At 67.5% G+C, this 17303-nt stretch carries 13 protein-coding genes; 9 read left to right on the top strand and 4 right to left on the bottom strand.

Features of this window, described 5'->3' with window-relative positions; translation table 11 throughout:
* Positions 1-303 precede the first annotated feature (303 nt).
* Entirely contained in the window at positions 304-957 is a 654-nt protein-coding gene (locus tag OKW41_RS44450) for an OmpA family protein (protein WP_184007820.1), read from the top strand.
* Positions 958-1363: 406 nt separating this feature from the next.
* On the top strand, positions 1364-3496 hold the full coding sequence (metG, locus tag OKW41_RS44445; protein ID WP_429452712.1) for a methionine--tRNA ligase: 2133 nt from the start codon (positions 1364-1366) through the stop codon (positions 3494-3496).
* 97 nt (positions 3497-3593) lie between these two features.
* On the opposite strand, the gene OKW41_RS44440 is transcribed toward metG, so the two are convergent.
* Both OKW41_RS44440 and OKW41_RS44435 read right to left on the bottom strand, forming a co-directional pair.
* Complete coding sequence (locus OKW41_RS44440; protein ID WP_429576348.1) at positions 3594-7931, bottom strand: translocation/assembly module TamB domain-containing protein; 4338 nt, start codon at positions 7929-7931, stop codon at positions 3594-3596.
* Positions 7932-7976: 45 nt separating this feature from the next.
* On the bottom strand, positions 7977-9830 hold the full coding sequence (locus OKW41_RS44435; RefSeq protein ID WP_429576347.1) for an autotransporter assembly complex protein TamA: 1854 nt from the start codon (positions 9828-9830) through the stop codon (positions 7977-7979).
* A gap of 265 nt (positions 9831-10095) precedes the next feature.
* Between OKW41_RS44435 and OKW41_RS44430 the strand changes: the two genes are divergently transcribed.
* From OKW41_RS44430 to panD, 4 genes are all read left to right on the top strand, one after another.
* Entirely contained in the window at positions 10096-10281 is a 186-nt protein-coding gene (locus tag OKW41_RS44430; protein WP_429576346.1) for a DUF3460 family protein, read from the top strand.
* Between the two features lie 20 nt (positions 10282-10301).
* Positions 10302-11213 carry a segregation and condensation protein A gene (locus tag OKW41_RS44425; RefSeq protein WP_221311919.1) on the top strand — a complete coding sequence of 304 codons (912 nt, stop codon included), beginning with the start codon at positions 10302-10304 and terminating at the stop codon, positions 11211-11213.
* A gap of 283 nt (positions 11214-11496) precedes the next feature.
* Positions 11497-12330 (top strand): pantoate--beta-alanine ligase, encoded by an 834-nt coding sequence (gene panC / locus OKW41_RS44420; RefSeq protein WP_184022806.1) that lies wholly within the window; start codon positions 11497-11499, stop codon positions 12328-12330.
* 60 nt (positions 12331-12390) lie between these two features.
* Positions 12391-12777, top strand: a complete 387-nt coding sequence (panD, locus tag OKW41_RS44415) for an aspartate 1-decarboxylase (protein ID WP_018431692.1) — start codon at positions 12391-12393, stop codon at positions 12775-12777.
* Between the two features lie 44 nt (positions 12778-12821).
* Here the strand turns inward: panD and OKW41_RS44410 are convergent, their stop codons facing one another.
* Positions 12822-13460 (bottom strand): ParA family protein, encoded by a 639-nt coding sequence (locus tag OKW41_RS44410; protein ID WP_184059634.1) that lies wholly within the window; start codon positions 13458-13460, stop codon positions 12822-12824.
* A gap of 242 nt (positions 13461-13702) precedes the next feature.
* Here OKW41_RS44410 and OKW41_RS44405 point away from each other — a divergent pair, with 242 nt between their 5' ends.
* Positions 13703-14122 (top strand): PaaI family thioesterase, encoded by a 420-nt coding sequence (locus OKW41_RS44405; protein ID WP_429576345.1) that lies wholly within the window; start codon positions 13703-13705, stop codon positions 14120-14122.
* A 57-nt stretch (positions 14123-14179) separates the two neighbouring features.
* Here OKW41_RS44405 and OKW41_RS44400 read toward each other — a convergent pair whose 3' ends face one another.
* Entirely contained in the window at positions 14180-15706 is a 1527-nt protein-coding gene (locus OKW41_RS44400; protein WP_429576344.1) for a cobyric acid synthase, read from the bottom strand.
* Between the two features lie 89 nt (positions 15707-15795).
* On the opposite strand from OKW41_RS44400, the gene cobU reads away from it, so the two are divergent.
* The gene (gene cobU, locus OKW41_RS44395) at positions 15796-16350 is read left to right on the top strand and encodes a bifunctional adenosylcobinamide kinase/adenosylcobinamide-phosphate guanylyltransferase (protein ID WP_429576343.1); all 555 of its coding nucleotides are present in this window, start codon (positions 15796-15798) and stop codon (positions 16348-16350) included.
* On the top strand, positions 16350-17291 hold the full coding sequence (gene cbiB / locus OKW41_RS44390) for an adenosylcobinamide-phosphate synthase CbiB (protein WP_429576342.1): 942 nt from the start codon (positions 16350-16352) through the stop codon (positions 17289-17291). The genes cobU and cbiB overlap by 1 nt, the downstream gene beginning before the upstream one ends.
* Positions 17292-17303 lie beyond the last annotated feature (12 nt).

Here is a 17303-nt window from a genome sequence, read left to right as displayed (position 1 = left end):
GGACCGATCGGCCACGCGGCGGAATTTGCAAGAAATTGTTATGCGGCATTGCGAAAATCGAACGTGCCGGGCACCCTTCGGGGCACGCGGGACGCCGTAGGGTCGCATCGCTGTGTGTTCCAGGCACTATTGTAGTGTCTGGCGGCAGCCGGTGCCCGAAGACCCTTCTTCGCTGTAGGACCGCACGAAGCATGGCGCAGGAATCGTTCCCGAATTTTCTGAGTGGTCGCTGCATTGCCGTAATGTTCGCTGCATAGACTGACCGCTACCCGCTGGCTTATTCGCACTCGAAAGGAAACCAAAATGAATGCAAGAATCATGACTCGCGTGGCCGTATTCGCCGTGGCCGGCTCGCTGGTGGCAGGCTGCGCAACCCAACAGGGCACCAACACAGCAGTCGGCACCGGCGTGGGCGCTGGTGCCGGCGCGGCGATCGGCGCGATCTTCGGCGGCGGCAAGGGCGCGGCGATCGGCGCGGCCACCGGCGCCGCGGTGGGCGGCATCACCGGCTACAACTGGGACAACATCCGCAACCGCATGTCGGGCGCGACCAAGGGCACCGGCACGCAGATCACCGAGCAACCTGACGGCTCGCTCAAGCTGAACATCCCGAGTTCGGTCACGTTCGACACCAGCAGCTACGCGATCAAGCCGTCGTTCGCACCGGTGCTCGACCAGCTCGCGCAGACGCTGCAGCAGAATCCGGAAGTCGTCGCGTCGGTCGTCGGCCATACGGACAGCACCGGCTCGCTGCAATACAACGAGACGCTGTCGGTCAATCGCGCGCAGAGCGTGACCGGCTATCTGGCGCAACGCGGCATCGCGCCGCAGCGCCTGTCGGCCACCGGCATGGGCCCGAACCAGCCGATCGCCGACAACAACACCGAAGCCGGCCGTGCGGCCAACCGTCGCGTCGAGATCTATCTGCGCGCCACGGCCCAGCACGCGACCCAATAAGGGCAAGTCTCAAGGAGAAGGCGCCGCCGGGCCGGCCGACGTTTCAGCCGCATGCGCCCGGCTTGCGGGCGGGACGAGGCGCCGGACCGTTTTGTCGACGGATCGAAAAAAATTTCGAACTCTTCGGAAAATCCGCGGTCTGTCTTTACGGTACGTGGCTGGCGAAGCCATCACGTCACCATTCTCCTCTTGTCGTTGTTGCTCCGGGGTTTATCGACCCCGGTTTTTTTTTGCCCGCGCGGTTTTGCACTTCGCTTCGCCAGGCGTCGTTCCTGGCTGTCCCCCACCGCAGCGCCCGCCCCCATCCCCCTCTGTTCCGCGCGTCCAGCCCGCCGCGCCCGGTCCGCGTGCAGCGTGCGCCCTGCTAAAATCACCGTTTCGTCCCACCGCAGGCACCCCGATCCTTATGTCAGCACCCGCCACCGACCTCCCAGCAGGCGCGCCGTCCGGCCGCCGTCAGATTCTCGTCACGTCGGCCCTTCCTTATGCGAACGGGCAGATTCATATCGGCCATCTGGTCGAATATATCCAGACGGACATCTGGGTCCGGGCGCTGCGAATGCACGGCCACGAGGTCTACTACGTCGGCGCAGACGACACGCACGGCACGCCGGTGATGCTGCGCGCGGAACAGGAAGGTCTGACGCCGAAACAGCTGATCGATCGCGTCTGGCTGGAACACAAGCGCGACTTCGACTGCTTCGGCATTTCGTTCGACAACTACTACTCGACGGACTCCGACGAAAACCGCGTGCTCAGCGAAAACGTCTACCTCGCGCTGAAGGAAGCGGGGCTGATCGACGCGCGCGAGATCGAACAGGCGTACGACCCGGTCAAGGAAATGTTCCTGCCGGACCGCTTCATCAAGGGCGAGTGCCCCAAATGCGGCGCCAAAGACCAATACGGCGACAGCTGCGAAGTCTGCGGCTCGACCTACCAGCCCACCGAGCTCGTCAATCCGTACTCGGTCGTCTCGGGCGCGACGCCGATTCGCAAGACCTCGACGCACTACTTCTTCCGCCTGTCCGATCCGCGCTGCGAGAACTTCCTGCGCGCCTGGGTCGGCGGCCTCGCGCAGCCGGAAGCGACCAACAAGATGCGCGAATGGCTCGGCGACGCTGGCGAAGCCAAGCTCGCCGATTGGGACATTTCGCGCGACGCGCCGTACTTCGGCTTCGAGATTCCGGGCGCGCCCGGTAAGTATTTCTACGTGTGGCTCGACGCGCCGGTCGGCTACTACGCAAGCTTCAAGAACCTCGCCGAAAAGCGCGGCCTCGACTTCGACGCGTGGGTCCGCAAGGGCTCGACGGCCGAGCAGTACCACTTCATCGGCAAGGACATCCTGTATTTCCACACGCTGTTCTGGCCCGCGATGCTCGAGTTCTCGGACCATCGCACGCCGACCAACGTGTTCGCGCACGGCTTTTTGACCGTCGACGGCGCGAAGATGTCGAAGTCGCGCGGCACCTTCATCACCGCGCAAAGCGTGATCGACACCGGCCTGAATCCGGAATGGCTGCGCTACTACTTCGCGGCCAAGCTGAACAGCACGATGGAAGACCTCGACCTGAACCTCGACGACTTCCAGGCGCGCGTGAACAGCGATCTGGTCGGCAAATACGTGAACATCGCGAGCCGCGCGGCCGGCTTCCTGATCAAGCGCTTCGACGGCCGCGTGCAGGACAGCGCGATGCATCATCCGCTGCTCGGCACGCTGCGCGCGGCGCTGCCGCAGATCGCCGCGCACTACGAGGCGCGCGAGTACAGCCGCGCGCTGCGTCAGACCATGGAGCTCGCCGACTCGGTCAACGCCTACGTCGATACCGCGAAGCCCTGGGATCAGGCGAAAGACCCGGCCAATGCGGTCGCGCTGCACGAGACCTGCAGCGTCAGCATCGAGGCGTTCCGTCTGCTGTCGCTGGCCCTGAAGCCGGTGCTGCCGAAGCTCGCCGAAGCGGTCGAGGCTTTCCTCGGCATCGAGCCGCTCGTGTGGGCCGACGCCACCGTGCCGCTCAGCTCGGCGCGCCCGATCAACGCGTACAAGCATCTGATGACGCGCGTCGACCCGAAGCAGATCGAGGCGCTGCTCGCGGCCAATCGCGACTCGCTGCAGGCCACGCCGGAAGCGGCGCCGGCCGACGCGAAGGCGAAGGCGAAGGCCCACGCCAAGGCCGTCGCCGCGAAGGAAGAAGAGGCCGGCATCATCACGATCGACGACTTCGCGAAGGTCGATCTGCGCATCGCGAAGATCGTCGACTGCAAGGCGGTGGAAGGCTCGGACAAGCTGCTGCAACTGACGCTCGACGTCGGCGAAGAGAAGACCCGCAACGTGTTCTCGGGCATCAAGTCCGCGTATCAGCCGGAGCAGCTGATCGGCAAGCTGACCGTGATGGTCGCGAACCTGGCGCCGCGCAAGATGAAGTTCGGCATGTCCGAGGGCATGGTGCTGGCGGCATCGGCGGCGGACGAGAAGGCCGAACCGGGCCTCTACGTGCTCGAGCCGCACAGCGGCGCGAAGCCCGGCATGCGCGTGAAGTAACGCGCGGCGCCTTTGGGCGCCTCGCCCCACCTCGCCGCAGGCAGGTATGACGAAAACGGCACGCTTCCAGGCGTGCCGTTTTTTTATGTTGCCCGCGTCACCACGAGATCCGATCGAAGCGCCGCGTGTACAGCACGTCGGCGCCATAGAACGTGCCGCCATACACGACCAGCGACCAGTATCGCGTCAGATTGATCGTCGCCTTGATCGCATTGCTCGCCGACTGCAACCCCTGCTCGTAGCCGATCACGAGCCGCTCGTTGATCGCCTTCGACACCATCACGACTTGCGGATCGGTCAGGCCCACGTCGCTGCGGCCGATCGAAAACTCGTCGAGCCCGACGGTCTGCGCGATCCGCTGACCCGTCGCGCTGCCCAGCAGCGCGAGCGCGGTCGTCATCGTGCTCTGCTGGCCGAGGTTGTTGCCCTGGTCGGTGCCGTGGCCGAACAGCAGCCACGACAGTTTTTCGTTGTCCGGCACGCTTGGCTCCGACACGAGCCGCGCGACCGGCGCCTGCAGCGTGCCCGTTACCTGTACGCCGGCCTCGACCTGCTGGTTGCGGCGCATCGCGAGAATGTTGATGCCCGGATTCGTGACTGGCCCGTTGAACGTGAAGAAGCCGTTCTCGATAGCGAGCTTGCGGCCGAATGAGGTGTAGGTCGAACCCGGCGTGACGCGCACGTTGCCGACCGCGCGCAGCGGCGTATTCGGCGCGCTCGTCGCGGTGATCGTGCCGGCGAGGCCGAGATCGGCGCCCTTCCCACGGAAGCGGAAGTCGTTGCCGAGGCCGATCTCGATGTTGGCGCGTGGCGCGAACGGGCTCGCCGGCCGCTCGCCGCCTTCGGACGGACGCGGCCGGCCGCCCGAGCGCGTGCCGTCCGGGCGGACGATCACGACGTCGTCGCCGAGGCTCGGCGCGGCCTGCTCGGGCAGATCGAACCGCGCGCTGTCGACCACGAACTTGCCGTCGATCACAGGGCCGCGCTCCACGCCGCCGTTCGAGATGTTCGCACTGCCCGACAGCGACAGATGGCGATCCGGCGACGCGAACACATCGAGCTTGTCCGCGACGATGCTCGCGGTCATGTCGGGCTCCGAGCTGTCGAGACGCACGCGGCCGGTCGCGCGCAGCGTGCCGCTCGCGCCGTGGAACTCGACCTGCTGGAAGTCCACCATGTTCTGCGACAGCGCGATGCGCACGACCCCGTCCTTCAGTTGCACGCCCTGGCTCACGACCGTCGCGGACAGACCGTCGCCGGTCAGCGAGCCGGTCACGTTCGGTTTCGCGACCGTGCCGCCGAGCGCGAGCTTCAGCGCGAGATGGCCGTCGAGCAGATAGCTGGGGCCGAGCAGGCCGCCCGTCGTGCGCAGCGACGGCACGTTCGCGTTCACGTTGCCCGACAGCGCGCTTTGCGGATCGACGCTCAACATGCCGTCACGCAGCACGAGCGGCGTGTGCGCGTCGGCATCGATCACGCCGACGCGGCTCGCCTGCGCATGCACGGTCGCGTTGAGCCGGTTGCCGCCGGTGAATTCGGCGCGCGCTCGGATGTCGCCAATGCCCATCGACGCGAGCCCGCGGCCGATCTCGACCGTCACGTCGCCGCTGCGCCGGCGCAGCTCGATGTGGCCGCTCGCCGTCGCGCCGAGCGAGAAGTCCCAGTCGCCGTCGAACACGAGGTCGGTGCGCACGGCGGGCGGCTCGCCGGTGATCTGGTGACGCAGCTCCTGCAAGTGCGCGAGCGACACGTCGGTCAGGCTGCCGGCCGACTGGATGCGGCCGTGATCGAACGCGAATGACTTCAGGGTCAGCACCGAGCCTTCGATCGTCAGGCGCGTTGCGCCGAGCGTGAGGTGCCCCGGCCCGGCGCTGAGCGCGAGCGGCGATTCAAGATTGAGTTCCGGCGTGCCGCGATTCTGCAGTCGCGTGACGGTGCCGTCCCAGCGCGAGCCGTCGCGCGTGTCGGTCAGCTTGCCGTTGGCGGCGAGCGTCAGATCGAGCGGTCGGTCCTGCAGCTTGCCAGTCGCGGCGGCTTCGAGCGTGTGGTTCGCGCGTGTGCCGGACAGGCGGGCGGTCAGCGTGGCGAGGTCGACGCCGCCCGCGTTGACATTGCGCGCGTCGGTCGTGAACGCGAGCGCGCCGTTCGCGCCGTCGCGCAACTCGGCGTGGCCTTCCGCATGGCCGATGCGGTTGCTCGCGAACACGACGCTGTCGGCCTTGTAATTCAGCGTGACGTTCGGATGCGCGAACGAGCCGGTAACGTCGCCGTCCGCGGCGACCGCGCCCGCGAGGCCGAAGCCCAGCCGATCGAGCTGCGGCGCGTCGATGCCGAAGCGCAGCCGGTCGCCGGCCGCGCCGAAGCTGCCTTGCAGATTCACCCGGTTGCCCGCCACCGAAAGATTCGCGTGGCTCGGCAGGATTCGCGAGCCGGCCAGCTGGATCATGCCGCCGCCCGTGAGCGGCAGGTCGTTGTAGACGCTCGGACCGAGCGTGAATTCGGCGCGCGTCGTGAAGACCGGCGCGAGCACACCTGCTGCCGTGACCGTGGCGTTCACGCGCGCCTCGATCCTGCGCGCTGGCGGACCTGCATGCGCGGCTGCGCGTGGCGCAAGGCCCGCGCGATGCGCGGGCGGTTGCGTCCTGCGCTCGAGCACTTCGGTCTGCACCGCGGCCTGCGCGGTGTTCTTCGCGATGGCGGCGGCCTGATCGCCGGACGCCGCGCTCTTCGTGCCGGCGGTGCTGCCCACGAGCGCCGCGGCTTGCGCTTGCCGCTCGCGTTGCGCGCCGCTCGCGGCGGACGCGCCGGATGTCGTGACAGGCGTGCGGGCGGGCATCTGCGAGGTCAGCGACAGCGGATCGAAATCGGTCAGTTGCGCCTTCAGGTTGTAGGTCGAGTTCTCATCGTGCTTCAGCGCGCCCGATAGATCGATGCGGCCACGGCCCGACGTGACGCGCACGTCGTTGAAGCTGATGCGTGCGGGGTCGAACGTAATCTTGCCCTGGGCGCGCAGCGCGGCGGCGGGGTCGGCGAGATCGAGCGTCAGGGTCTGGATGTCGTCGTTCAGGCGGATGCCGATCGGGCCGGACAGCTGCGTCGGCCGCACGGTCGCCTGCAGCGCGTTCAGGTCGAGCCGCGCGACGCTAAGATCGAGCCGGCCGAGCCGGCCGCTCAGCGCGCCGCCGCCGGTGAGCGTCGCGTTGCGCACGAGCCGCACGTTCAGGTTCGAGATGCTCTGCGTGTGGGCGTCGAGGCGCACGTCGGCGTTCGCATCGATCAGCGGCAGCAGTTTCTGGTCGATTGCGCCGGGTTTCGCGTTGACGATCGAGACATGGCCTGCGACGGCGAAACCCGCCGCCGGTTTGGCCGGCGCGTGATGGTCGCCGAAGATGTGGTGCGGATGGCTCGCGGCCGACGGTTTCGCCGCGCTGGCTGTGCCAGGCGCGCTCGCCGCGCCCTGCTCCACCGGCTGCAGCTCCGCGCGCACCGCCAGATCGGCCAGCGGCGCACCCGGCGCGAAAGCCTGCGGATTCACATGATCGAAGCTCAGCGTCGCGCGCTGCAACGGCACCGCGGCGAACGGCGCCGCTTCGACCCGCGCGTGGCCGGCGAGCTTCATGCCGCTCGCATCGAGTTCGGCGACGAGCTGCTCGAGCGTGCCGCTCAGGTGGCCGGCCACCTGCACCGCTTCATCGTTGACCTTGCCCGCATAACCGACTTCGCCGGTGAGCGGAAACGGCCGCACGCCATCGAGTTTCGCCGCTGCCGTCAGCGCCCCGAACGGCGTATCGAGCCGATCGATCGCGGCCTCGTGATGACGCCCGTCGCTGCGTCCATGAAACGCGAAGCTGGACAGCTCCGTCGTCGACCCGCCCTGGTGCAGCAGCAGCCGCTCGACCTGCACGTCGCGGATCTCCAGCTGCATCGGTAGCTGCAGATCCTGCGGCAAGCTCAGCGGCTCGCTGGTGCTCGCCGACGACGGGCCGACGCGCGCCTCGATCTTGCCGACGTGCAGGTAGTCGATCGTGAACCGCCACGGCTCGCGCGCGAGCGCCCAGCTGCCCGCGACGCGGTCGATCTCGATGTCGGTGCCGCTGCCGTCGAGGCTGCGCCAGCGCACGTCGCGCAGTTGCACGCCGCGCGCGAGCGTGCCGCCGTCGAGCGTGCCGGCGAGCCGGCCGCCGAGCAGCTTCACCGCCGCGTGCCACGCGTACGCAGTGCCGCGCTCGGTCGTCAGCGCCCCGTACAGCAGACCGACCGCGAGTGCGGCGAGCAGTACCAGCATGACCACCGTGCCCGCGACCGACTTCAGCAGCAGCCGGCCCCAGCGCCGCTTCGGCGGCGGCGTGTCGGGCGGCTGCTGCCCATCCGGCGGTCCTGGCGGCGTGGCGCCGGGCGGCTGCGCGGGGGGCGGGTCGGTGACGTCGGTGGTCATGCGTGAATACGGTGGCAAATAAGGTAGTGGGTTGTCGTCAAAACGTCAGAACGCGATGCCGAGCGTGATATACGGCCGCACCCTGTTATCGCGGATCCCGTAAGCGACATCGAGATTGACCGGGCCGACCGGGCTGCGCCAGCGCGCGCCGACGCCGGCGCCCGGATAGAAAACTTTTTCGCCCCAGGTGTCGGTCGCGGTGCCGATGTCGAAGAACACGGCCGCGCCCCAGTTGTGCGAGAACCAGTGCTGGTATTCGGCCGCGCTCGTCACCAGGTACTTGGTCGGCAGGATCGAGCCGGCGACGTTGTTACCGATGCTCTGGAAGCCGTAGCCGCGCACCGAGTTCGAGCCGCCCGCGCGGAACAGCAGCGACGCCGGAATGCCGCTCGAGCTGCCGCTCGTGAATACGCCGCCAAGCTCGGCGCGGATCAGCACGATGTCGTTGACGCCGATCGGGAAATACTGCTGGCCGCGCGCGTAGCCGCGGATGAACGACTGGTCGGCGAGCAGACCTTTCACCGCGAAGCCCGCCTCGACGTGGATCAGGTTGCCGCGGCGCGGGAACAGCGGGTCGTCGGTGTCGCGCCGCGTCCACGACCACCCCGGCACCAGCGCGTGCGCGCGGGTCGGCGGCGCCGCGTTCTGGTCGAGCTGATCGTCATAGAACAGCAGCGAATAGCTGTAGTCGAGGAACTGCGACGTGCGCGAGCGCTGCACGCCGCCGCGGATGCTGTAGATGCGCGTGTCGGAGACGTCGGTGGTCGTGTACGACGCGAGCACGCTATTGGTCCACCCGTGCTGGCCCGGCGGCATCGACAGCTGGATCTGCCCGTATTGCTGCGTGTTGTCGGCGCGGCCCTCGACGGTGAACGGCCACGCCGCGCCGAACGTGTTCAGATACGTGTAGCCGCCCTGCACGAGCGGGCCGTTGTCGGTCGAATAGCCGACGCCGCCGCGGAAGCTGTGATACGGAAACTCCGACACCTTCACGTGCACCGGCGTGTCGAGCGGCTTGGCGGGGTCGTTGTCGAGGTCGATCGCGACGCTCGCGAAGTACGGCGTGTTCTGCAGTTGCCGCTGCAGTTCGGCGACAGTGCGCGTGTCGTAGATGTCGCCAGGCGAGATCGGATTGACGTTGTGGACGATGCGCTCCGGATAGCGCTTCGTGCCCTGCACGTCGAGTTGGCCCATCGTGAAGGTCGGCCCGCTGTCGTAGATCACCGACAGCTTCGCCGTGTTCGTGCGCGGATCGATCAGCGCCTCGGAGTGGTAGATCTTCGCGGCGAGGTAGCGGCGCGATTGCAGCTCGCGCAGCGACGCGTTCTTCGCGTCGTCCCAGGCGCCCTGCGAGAACGGCTGGCCCTCCTGCAGCGAGAACGCGAAGCGCGTCGCGTTTTCGCGCGATGGGTCTTCGGTCAGCACCGCGCCGCGAAACGACAGATCGACCGACGTGACTTTGGTCTGCGGGCCCGGCTCCACGCGCACGGTGACCTGCCGCAGGTTGTCGACGGTGCGCACGTCGGTGCTGACGAGCGGCGAGAAATAGCCCTGCGTCGCGGCGAGATCGCGCACCTGCTGTGGCGTCGCGGTGATCAGGAACGAGAACTGGTCGTCGGTGACGTCGGGCCGCTTCGCGAAACGCGAGATATCGAGGTGCTGTTCGAGCAGCCGGCGCAGCGCGCGCGGCTCGGCGACCACCTCGACCTTGTAGCTCGGTGCCTTGCTCGCCGCGTGAGCCTTGCCCAAGGCGAGCAGCAACATCAGGAGGCCGAGGCCGATGGCGAGCGACACACGCAGCCAGCACCGCGCGAGCGCCTCCCGCTCACGCGCGCGCCCGCGCGCCTGGACGGTCCCGCCGCGCAACGCACGCGGCATGTCGATCGTACCTCCCGCCAAACAGGACCTCCGGCCTCAATGAGTGAATTCTCGCGCCCCGGCCGCGCATGCGATCGAGGCATGCTATTTGACCACAACGCGACCCCGATCGGCCTCTCTCGTGCCCCTGGCGGAGCTCCGCGCTTCATCTCAAAAATGGGCGGCCTGCGGCGATTTTCGACCGCCCGCGACGCATGCGGTAAAATCGCGGACGACGGCGCCCTTCGCGGCACCGCGCAGCGGCCAGCCCGAGAGCCGCCACCCTACCCACCACGGACGTCGAGCCATGTATCAATCGGACATCACCCAGTTCCTGAACCAGCTCAAGCAACAGAAGCCCAATCTGGAGGCCGAGCAACGCAAAGGCCGCGCACTGCTGTGGGACAAACAGCCGGTCGATCTGGAAGAGCGCGCCGAGCAGAAAGCTTCGCGCGTGCAGCAGACGCCTTACTCGTACTACCAGAACTTCTAAGCTCCCCAGTCACGCCGACGATGAGTCACGCTGACGAGGTGCATGGTCCGCTTCACGGCCCGATACACGGCCCGGTTCACGGCCCAGCGCCGGCACCGTCCGACACCGCGCTTTCCACGCCCGCCACCGATTCGACGCCCGACACGGTCGACGGCGTCGCGTTCGCGCGTCTGTACGGCGAGCCGCTGTTCAAGCTGCCGAACGACCTGTACATCCCTCCGGACGCGCTCGAGGTATTCCTCGAGACCTTCGAGGGGCCGCTCGACCTGCTGCTGTACCTGATCCGCAAGCAGAACTTCAACGTGCTCGACATCCCGATGGCGGATGTCACCGTGCAATATCTCGGCTACGTCGAGCAACTGCGCAAGACCAATCTCGAACTCGCGTCCGAGTATCTGCTGATGGCCGCGATGCTGATCGAAATCAAGTCGCGCATGCTGCTGCCGGTCAAGAAGGCCGACACCGGCGAGGAAGCCGAAGACCCGCGCGCCGAACTGGTGCGCCGCCTGCTCGAATACGAGCAGATGAAGCTCGCCGCGCAACGCATCGACCAGTTGCCGCAGCTTGGGCGCGATTTCCTGCGCGCCGAGGTCTACATCGAGCAGAGTGTCGCCCCGCGCTTCCCGGACGTGAACAGCGACGACCTGCGCGCCGCGTGGGCCGACGTGATCAAGCGCGCGAAGCTGGTCCAGCATCACAAGATTTCGCGCGAGGAGTTGTCGGTGCGCGAGCACATGAGCCTGATCCTGCGGCAGTTGCAGAATGCGCGCTTCATCGAGTTTTCCGATCTGTTCGACACGAGCCGCGGCGTGCCGGTCGTCATCGTGAATTTCATCGCCGTGCTCGAGCTGTGCCGTGAATCGCTCGTCGAAATCACCCAGGCGGAGCCGTTCGCGCCGATTTACGTGCGGCTGGCGTATCTACCGGCCTGAGCGCTGAATGACGGCCGCTTGACGGCCGGACCGCGGCCGGACCGTGGAAATCTCGCTACGAACACCGTCGCAGCGAAGCCTGGCGGGCCTCAGCGGGGAATGCGCGGCAAGCTCGTCGCCCGCCGCTCGGAAGTGCCGCCGCGTTTCGGTGCGTCCGCTGTCCAAATCCACTACAATCCGCGCTCCGAACCCGTCATTTGCCGGTGAGGCGATGACCCGCGCGATTCCGCCAGGTGTCGCGCCAACTGGATCGCGCGCCGCGCGAGCCTATCCCTGTCCGATCATGAAAGTCATCAGCTCGATCCATGAATTGCGCGACCAGTTGCGCGGCCAGAATCGCACGGCCTTCGTGCCGACCATGGGCAACCTGCACGAGGGCCATCTGTCGCTGATGCGCCTCGCGCGCCAGCACGGCGACCCGGTCGTGGCGAGCATCTTCGTCAACCGCCTGCAGTTCGGCCCGAACGAGGATTTCGACAAATATCCGCGCACGCTCGAAGCCGACATCGAGAAGCTGCAAAAGGAAGGTGTCTACGTGCTGTTCGCGCCGACCGAAAGGGACATGTATCCGGAGCCGCAGGAATACCGCGTGCATCCGCCGCACGATCTCGGCGACATCCTCGAGGGCGAATTCCGCCCCGGCTTCTTCCACGGTGTGTGCACGGTCGTGATGAAGCTGATGTCGTGCGTGCAGCCGCGCGTCGCGGTGTTCGGCAAGAAGGATTACCAGCAGCTGATGATCGTGCGCCAGATGTGCCACCAGTTCGCGCTGCCGACCGACATCGTCGCCGCCGAAACCGTGCGCGACACCGACGGCCTCGCGCTCAGCTCGCGCAACCGGTTCCTTTCGGCCGCCGAACGCGCCGAGGCGCCGATGCTGGCCGCTGAACTCAATCGGGTGCGCGACGCGGTGCTCGCGGGCGAGCGCGACTTCGCGAAACTCGAAGAGTCGGCCAAAGCGACGCTCGCGGCGCGCGGCTGGAATCCCGATTACATCGCGATCCGCAAGCGCTCGAACCTGATCGCGCCCGGCGCGCAGGACGCCAGCGCACCGCTCGTGGTGCTGGCCGCCGCGAAGCTCGGCGCGACCCGGCTCATCGACAACCTCGAAATCTGACGCCGCAACCGCCCGCGCGAACACAGTTACACTGCGCAGTCACAAAGGATTGGATTGATCATGCAACGCAATATGCTGAAGTCGAAGATTCACCGCGTCGCGGTCACGCACTGCGAGCTCCACTACGAGGGCTCGTGCGCGATCGACGAAGATCTGCTCGAAGCGGCGAACATCGTCGAAAACGAGCGTATCGACATCTGGAACATCAACAACGGCGAGCGCTTCTCGACGTACGCGATCAAGGGCGAGCGCGGCAGCGGCATGATTTCGCTGAACGGCTCGGCCGCGCGTCGCGCGCAGCTCGGCGATCTGGTCATCATCGCGGCGTTCGCGGTGGTCGACGAGGCGGAGTTGAAGGCGGGCTGGAAGCCGGACCTCGTGTTCGTCGATGAAAACAACAAGATCAAGGGCAGCCGCGACCACGTGCCCACGCAGGCCTGGAGCTGAGCGAAGCTCAGCTTGACGCTTGACTGATGGCGGCAGCCCCCGTCTCAGCCCTTCTTCCCCGCGCCGTTCGTCCACTCGACGATCGGCTGCCACTGCTCCAGATCCTTCTCCACACGGCTTTTCGCGACGTCCCACAGCGTCAGGCCGTGCGCCGCGAGCTGCACGTAGTTCTGCGTGTCGCGCAGAAAACCGAGCACCGGCAGCTTCAATCCCTCGACGAAGCGATGCAGTTGCTCGGCCGAGCGCGTGCGCGCATCGACGCGCATGCCGACCACGCCGACCTCGATCGCGCCCTTCCTGACCGCCTTTTCCTTCGCCAGCCGCTCGAGAAATTCCTGGGTCGCGAGAATATCGAACAGCGACGGCTGCAACGGCACGATCACCTTGTCGGCGAGATCGAGCGCGATGTTCAGGCGATTGCCGTGCAGGCCGGCCGGCGTGTCGACGACCGCGTGCTCGAGGCCTTTCGGCGGCTTGGCCGGCGTGTCGGGATTGACCTCCCAGGTTTCGATGTTCGGCAGCGTGGCGGGCCGTAATTCGAGCCACGCATGCGCGGAGTGCTGCTTGTCGAGGTCGGCCAGCGCGACCCATTCGCCCGCCGCGGCGAAATAGCCGGCCAGATTGGTCGATAGCGTGCTCTTGCCCACGCCGCCCTTCGGATTCGCCACCACGATCACCGACATGAAATCTCCCGGAAAGAAGGCTGGACGCTGCCAGCCGGTTTGCCGCGCTATTGCTCCGTTCCCGCCGATCCGTTGTGACCGGCGCCGGCGGGCCCCACGATCGCTGCCGTTCGAAGTTCGGTTCCCACGGACGCCCACCGGTACAGCCGTTGATAATATCGACAAATTCAGCGCGGCCGAAGCCCCCACATCGCGAATCGGCCGCTCCAACCCGCCGTTTTTTCGACAAGGACCTGAATCTCATGAGCAAACTACGCCCGGAATACACCGTCGAACGCCTGCTGGAGCGCCAGAAGGGCACGCTGCCGGACCTGCTGGGCCTGCGCGTGCTGACCGTGGACCAGGGCACGCTGGTCGCCGAACTGACCGTGCGCGACGCGCTGCTCGCGCCGAACGGCTTCCTGCACGCGGCCACGGTGATCGGCCTCGCCGACACCGCGTGCGGCTACGCGTGCATCGCGCATCTGCCCGAAAACTCGCGCAACTTCACGACGATCGAGCTGAAGAGCAACTTCCTCGGCACCGCGACGCAGGGCACGATCCGCGCGGTCGCGAAGGGTGTGCACCTTGGGCGCAGCACGCAGGTCTGGGACGCGACGGTCACCGGTCCGGATGATAAGACCATCGCACTGTTTCGTTGCACACAGATGGTGTTGTACTGAGCGAACCGCGCGAGCAGCAATTGCTTTCGATCCGATGAAGGAGGCCGGCGCAATGCGTCACCCCAGCGCCGCGAACAGCCTGCGCATATCGACGTGCCCGGCCAGCGTGTCGGCCAGCCGCTCCAGCGACGCCTCGCGCAACGCCGGATAGTCGAGCGCTTCGGCATCGCTCAAACCCGCCCATGCGAGCAGCGCCGCGCACGCGGCCGGCGTGTCGAACAGGCCATGCACGTAGGTCGTGAGAATCTGGCCATCGGCGGACATCGCGCCATCGGGACGGCCAAAGTCCGCGCCGCCCTCGTGCGGGCCAGCGTGGTCGACTCGCAGCGCCGGCGTGTCCAATGCCGGCCCGCGCGTCTCGCCCATATGAATCTCGTAGCCGGCGACGTCCGGCGTGCCGGGCAGCGCCAGGCGCCCGGTCACATTCTTCAGCGTCTTGTCGCGCGTGAGCACCGTCGCATAGTCGAGCCAGCCGAAGCCCGCGAAGGTGCCGGGCGCGCCCTCGACGCCATGCGGATCGGCGATCTCGCGGCCCAGCATCTGCATGCCGCCGCAAATGCCGATCACGCGGCCGCCGTAGCGCAGATGCCGCGCGAGCACGTCGTCCCAGCCCTGTGCGCGCAGAAACGCGAGGTCGTCCGGCACGTTCTTCGAGCCCGGCAGGATGATCAGATCGGCGGCCGGCGGCGGCGTACCCGCGCGCACATAGTGAAAATCGACCTGCGGATGCGCGCGCAACGCGTCGAAGTCGGTGTGATTGCTGATGTGCGGCAGCACCGGCACGACCACGCGCAGCAGACGGCGCGAATCAACGCTCGCCGCCGCGCGCAGCTCGGGCGGCAGCATGTCCTCGGCGTCGAGCGTCAGGCCATGCAGATACGGCACGACGCCGAGCACCGGCTTGCCGGTCTTCGCTTCCAGCCAGTCGAGCCCGGGCTTCAGCAGACCGATGTCGCCGCGAAAGCGGTTGATGATGAAGCCGCGCACGCGCGCCTGCTCGCTGTCGGACAGACACGCGAGGGTGCCGGTCAGGTGCGCGAACACGCCACCGCGATCGATGTCGGCGACCAGCACGACCGGGCAGTCGACCGCCTCCGCGAAACCCATGTTCGCGATGTCGCGCTCGCGCAGATTGATCTCGGCCGGACTGCCCGCGCCTTCGACGAAAATCGTGTCGTACGACGCGCGCAGCCGCGCATACGACTCCAGCACCGCCTCGAACGCGACTGGCTTGTAGTCGTGATACCCGCGCGCGTCGAGATTGATGCGCGCCTTGCCGTGGATGATCACCTGCGCGCCGCGATCGCTGGTCGGCTTCAGCAGCACCGGGTTCAGATCGGTGTGCGCGTCGATGCCCGCGGCGAGCGCCTGCAATGCCTGCGCGCGGCCGATCTCGCCGCCGTCGACGGTCACCGCGCTGTTCAACGCCATGTTCTGCGGCTTGAACGGCGCGACCCGCGCACCCGCGCGCCGCGCGAGGCGGCACAGTCCCGCAACCAGCGTGCTCTTGCCCGCGTCGGAAGTGGTGCCCTGGATCATCAGCGTGCCGCGCGGCACGGGCAGGGTGTCGGGAGAAATGGGCATTCGGGTCACGGCGGTGCAGGTGGAAGATGGACAGTGGCGTTGCAATGCAATCGAGCGGCATTATCCCATCGCGCCGGTACAATCATAAGATGACTCCCCGCGACCTCACCTTCGTCCTCGGCGGCGCCCGCTCGGGCAAGAGCGCGCATGCCGAGCGGCTCGCCAGCGCCAGCGCCTTCCCCGTCACCTACATCGCCACCGCCCGCGTCACCGACGACGCCGAATTCAACGCGCGCATTGCGCATCATCGCGAGCGGCGGCCCGCGCATTGGGGGCTCGTCGAAGCGGACGACGACCTCGCCGGCGCGCTCGCGCAACACGACGCGCCGGGCCAGTGTCTGCTGATCGACTGCCTGACGCTGTGGCTCGCAAACCTGCTATGTCCCGCCGACGGCGCGGCGGCGCCGCTGTCGCACTACTACGAGCAGGCCGCCGCGTTCGAAGCGGCGCTCGCCGGCGCGCGCGGCAAGATCATCGTCGTCAGCAACGAGATCGGCCTCGGCGTCGTGCCGCTCGGCGAAGCCACGCGTCTTTACGTCGACGAACTCGGGCGCTTGAATCAGCGCATCGCCGCGTTGAGCAGCGCGGCCACGCTGATGGTCGTGGGACTGCCGCTCGCGCTGAAAAGCGCGAGCGGCGTGTGATGCCGCCGCTGACCATGCCGCTGGTCGCGACGCTCGCGGTCGCGGGCGTCGCCGTCGATCGCTGGTTCGGCGAGCCGAGCCGCCGGCATCCGCTGGTCGGCTTCGGCAACTGGGCGGCGCGCATCGAGGCGCGCTTCAATCACGACCGGCGTCTGCGGCTCAGGGGCCTGCTCGCATGGGCGCTCGCGGTTCTGCCGCCGGTGTTGATCGCGTGGTGGCTCGTCGCCGTGCTGCCGTTGTTCGCGGCCTGCGCGCTGCATGTCGCGCTGCTGTGGTTCGCGCTCGGCGCGCGCAGCCTGCGCGATCACATCGCGCCGATCGCGCGGGCGCTCGGCCAACGCGATCTGGCCACGGCACGTGAGTTGACCGCACGGATCGTCTCGCGCGACACCGCGCAGTCGGACGAGGCCGCGCTCGCGCGCGCCGCGATCGAATCGGCGCTCGAAAACGGCAACGACGCGATCTTCGGCGCGCTGTTCTGGTTCGCGCTCGCGGGCGGGCCTGGCGCGCTCGGCTTTCGCCTCGCCAATACGCTCGACGCGATGTGGGGTTATCGCACGCCGCGCTATCTGCGCTTCGGCTGGGCCGCCGCGCGCATCGACGACGTGCTGAACTGGATTCCCGCGCGGCTGACTGCCACGAGCTACGCGCTGCTCGGCGACACGCTGACCGCCTGGCGCTGCTGGCGCGAGCAGGCGCCGCGCTGGGACAGCCCGAACGCGGGCCCGGTGATGGCCGCCGGCGCCGGCAGCCTGAACGTGCTGATCGGCGGGCCGGCCGTGTATCACGGCACGCTCGAGCACCGGCCGACGCTGGGCTTCGGGAGTCCCGCCGAGGCGCGTCATGTGGGCGCCGCGTTGATGCTGGTCGAACGCACCGTGATTCTCTGGCTGGCCGTGCTGATCGTGCTGGCATTGTTGAGCGTGCCGTTTCATGGCTGAGCGGAACGACGC

It is taken from the genome of Paraburkholderia sp. UCT70 (assembly GCF_050434085.1).
Classification (GTDB): Bacteria; Pseudomonadota; Gammaproteobacteria; order Burkholderiales; family Burkholderiaceae; genus Paraburkholderia; species Paraburkholderia tuberum.
This window is presented reverse-complemented; position numbering and strand designations above follow the sequence as displayed.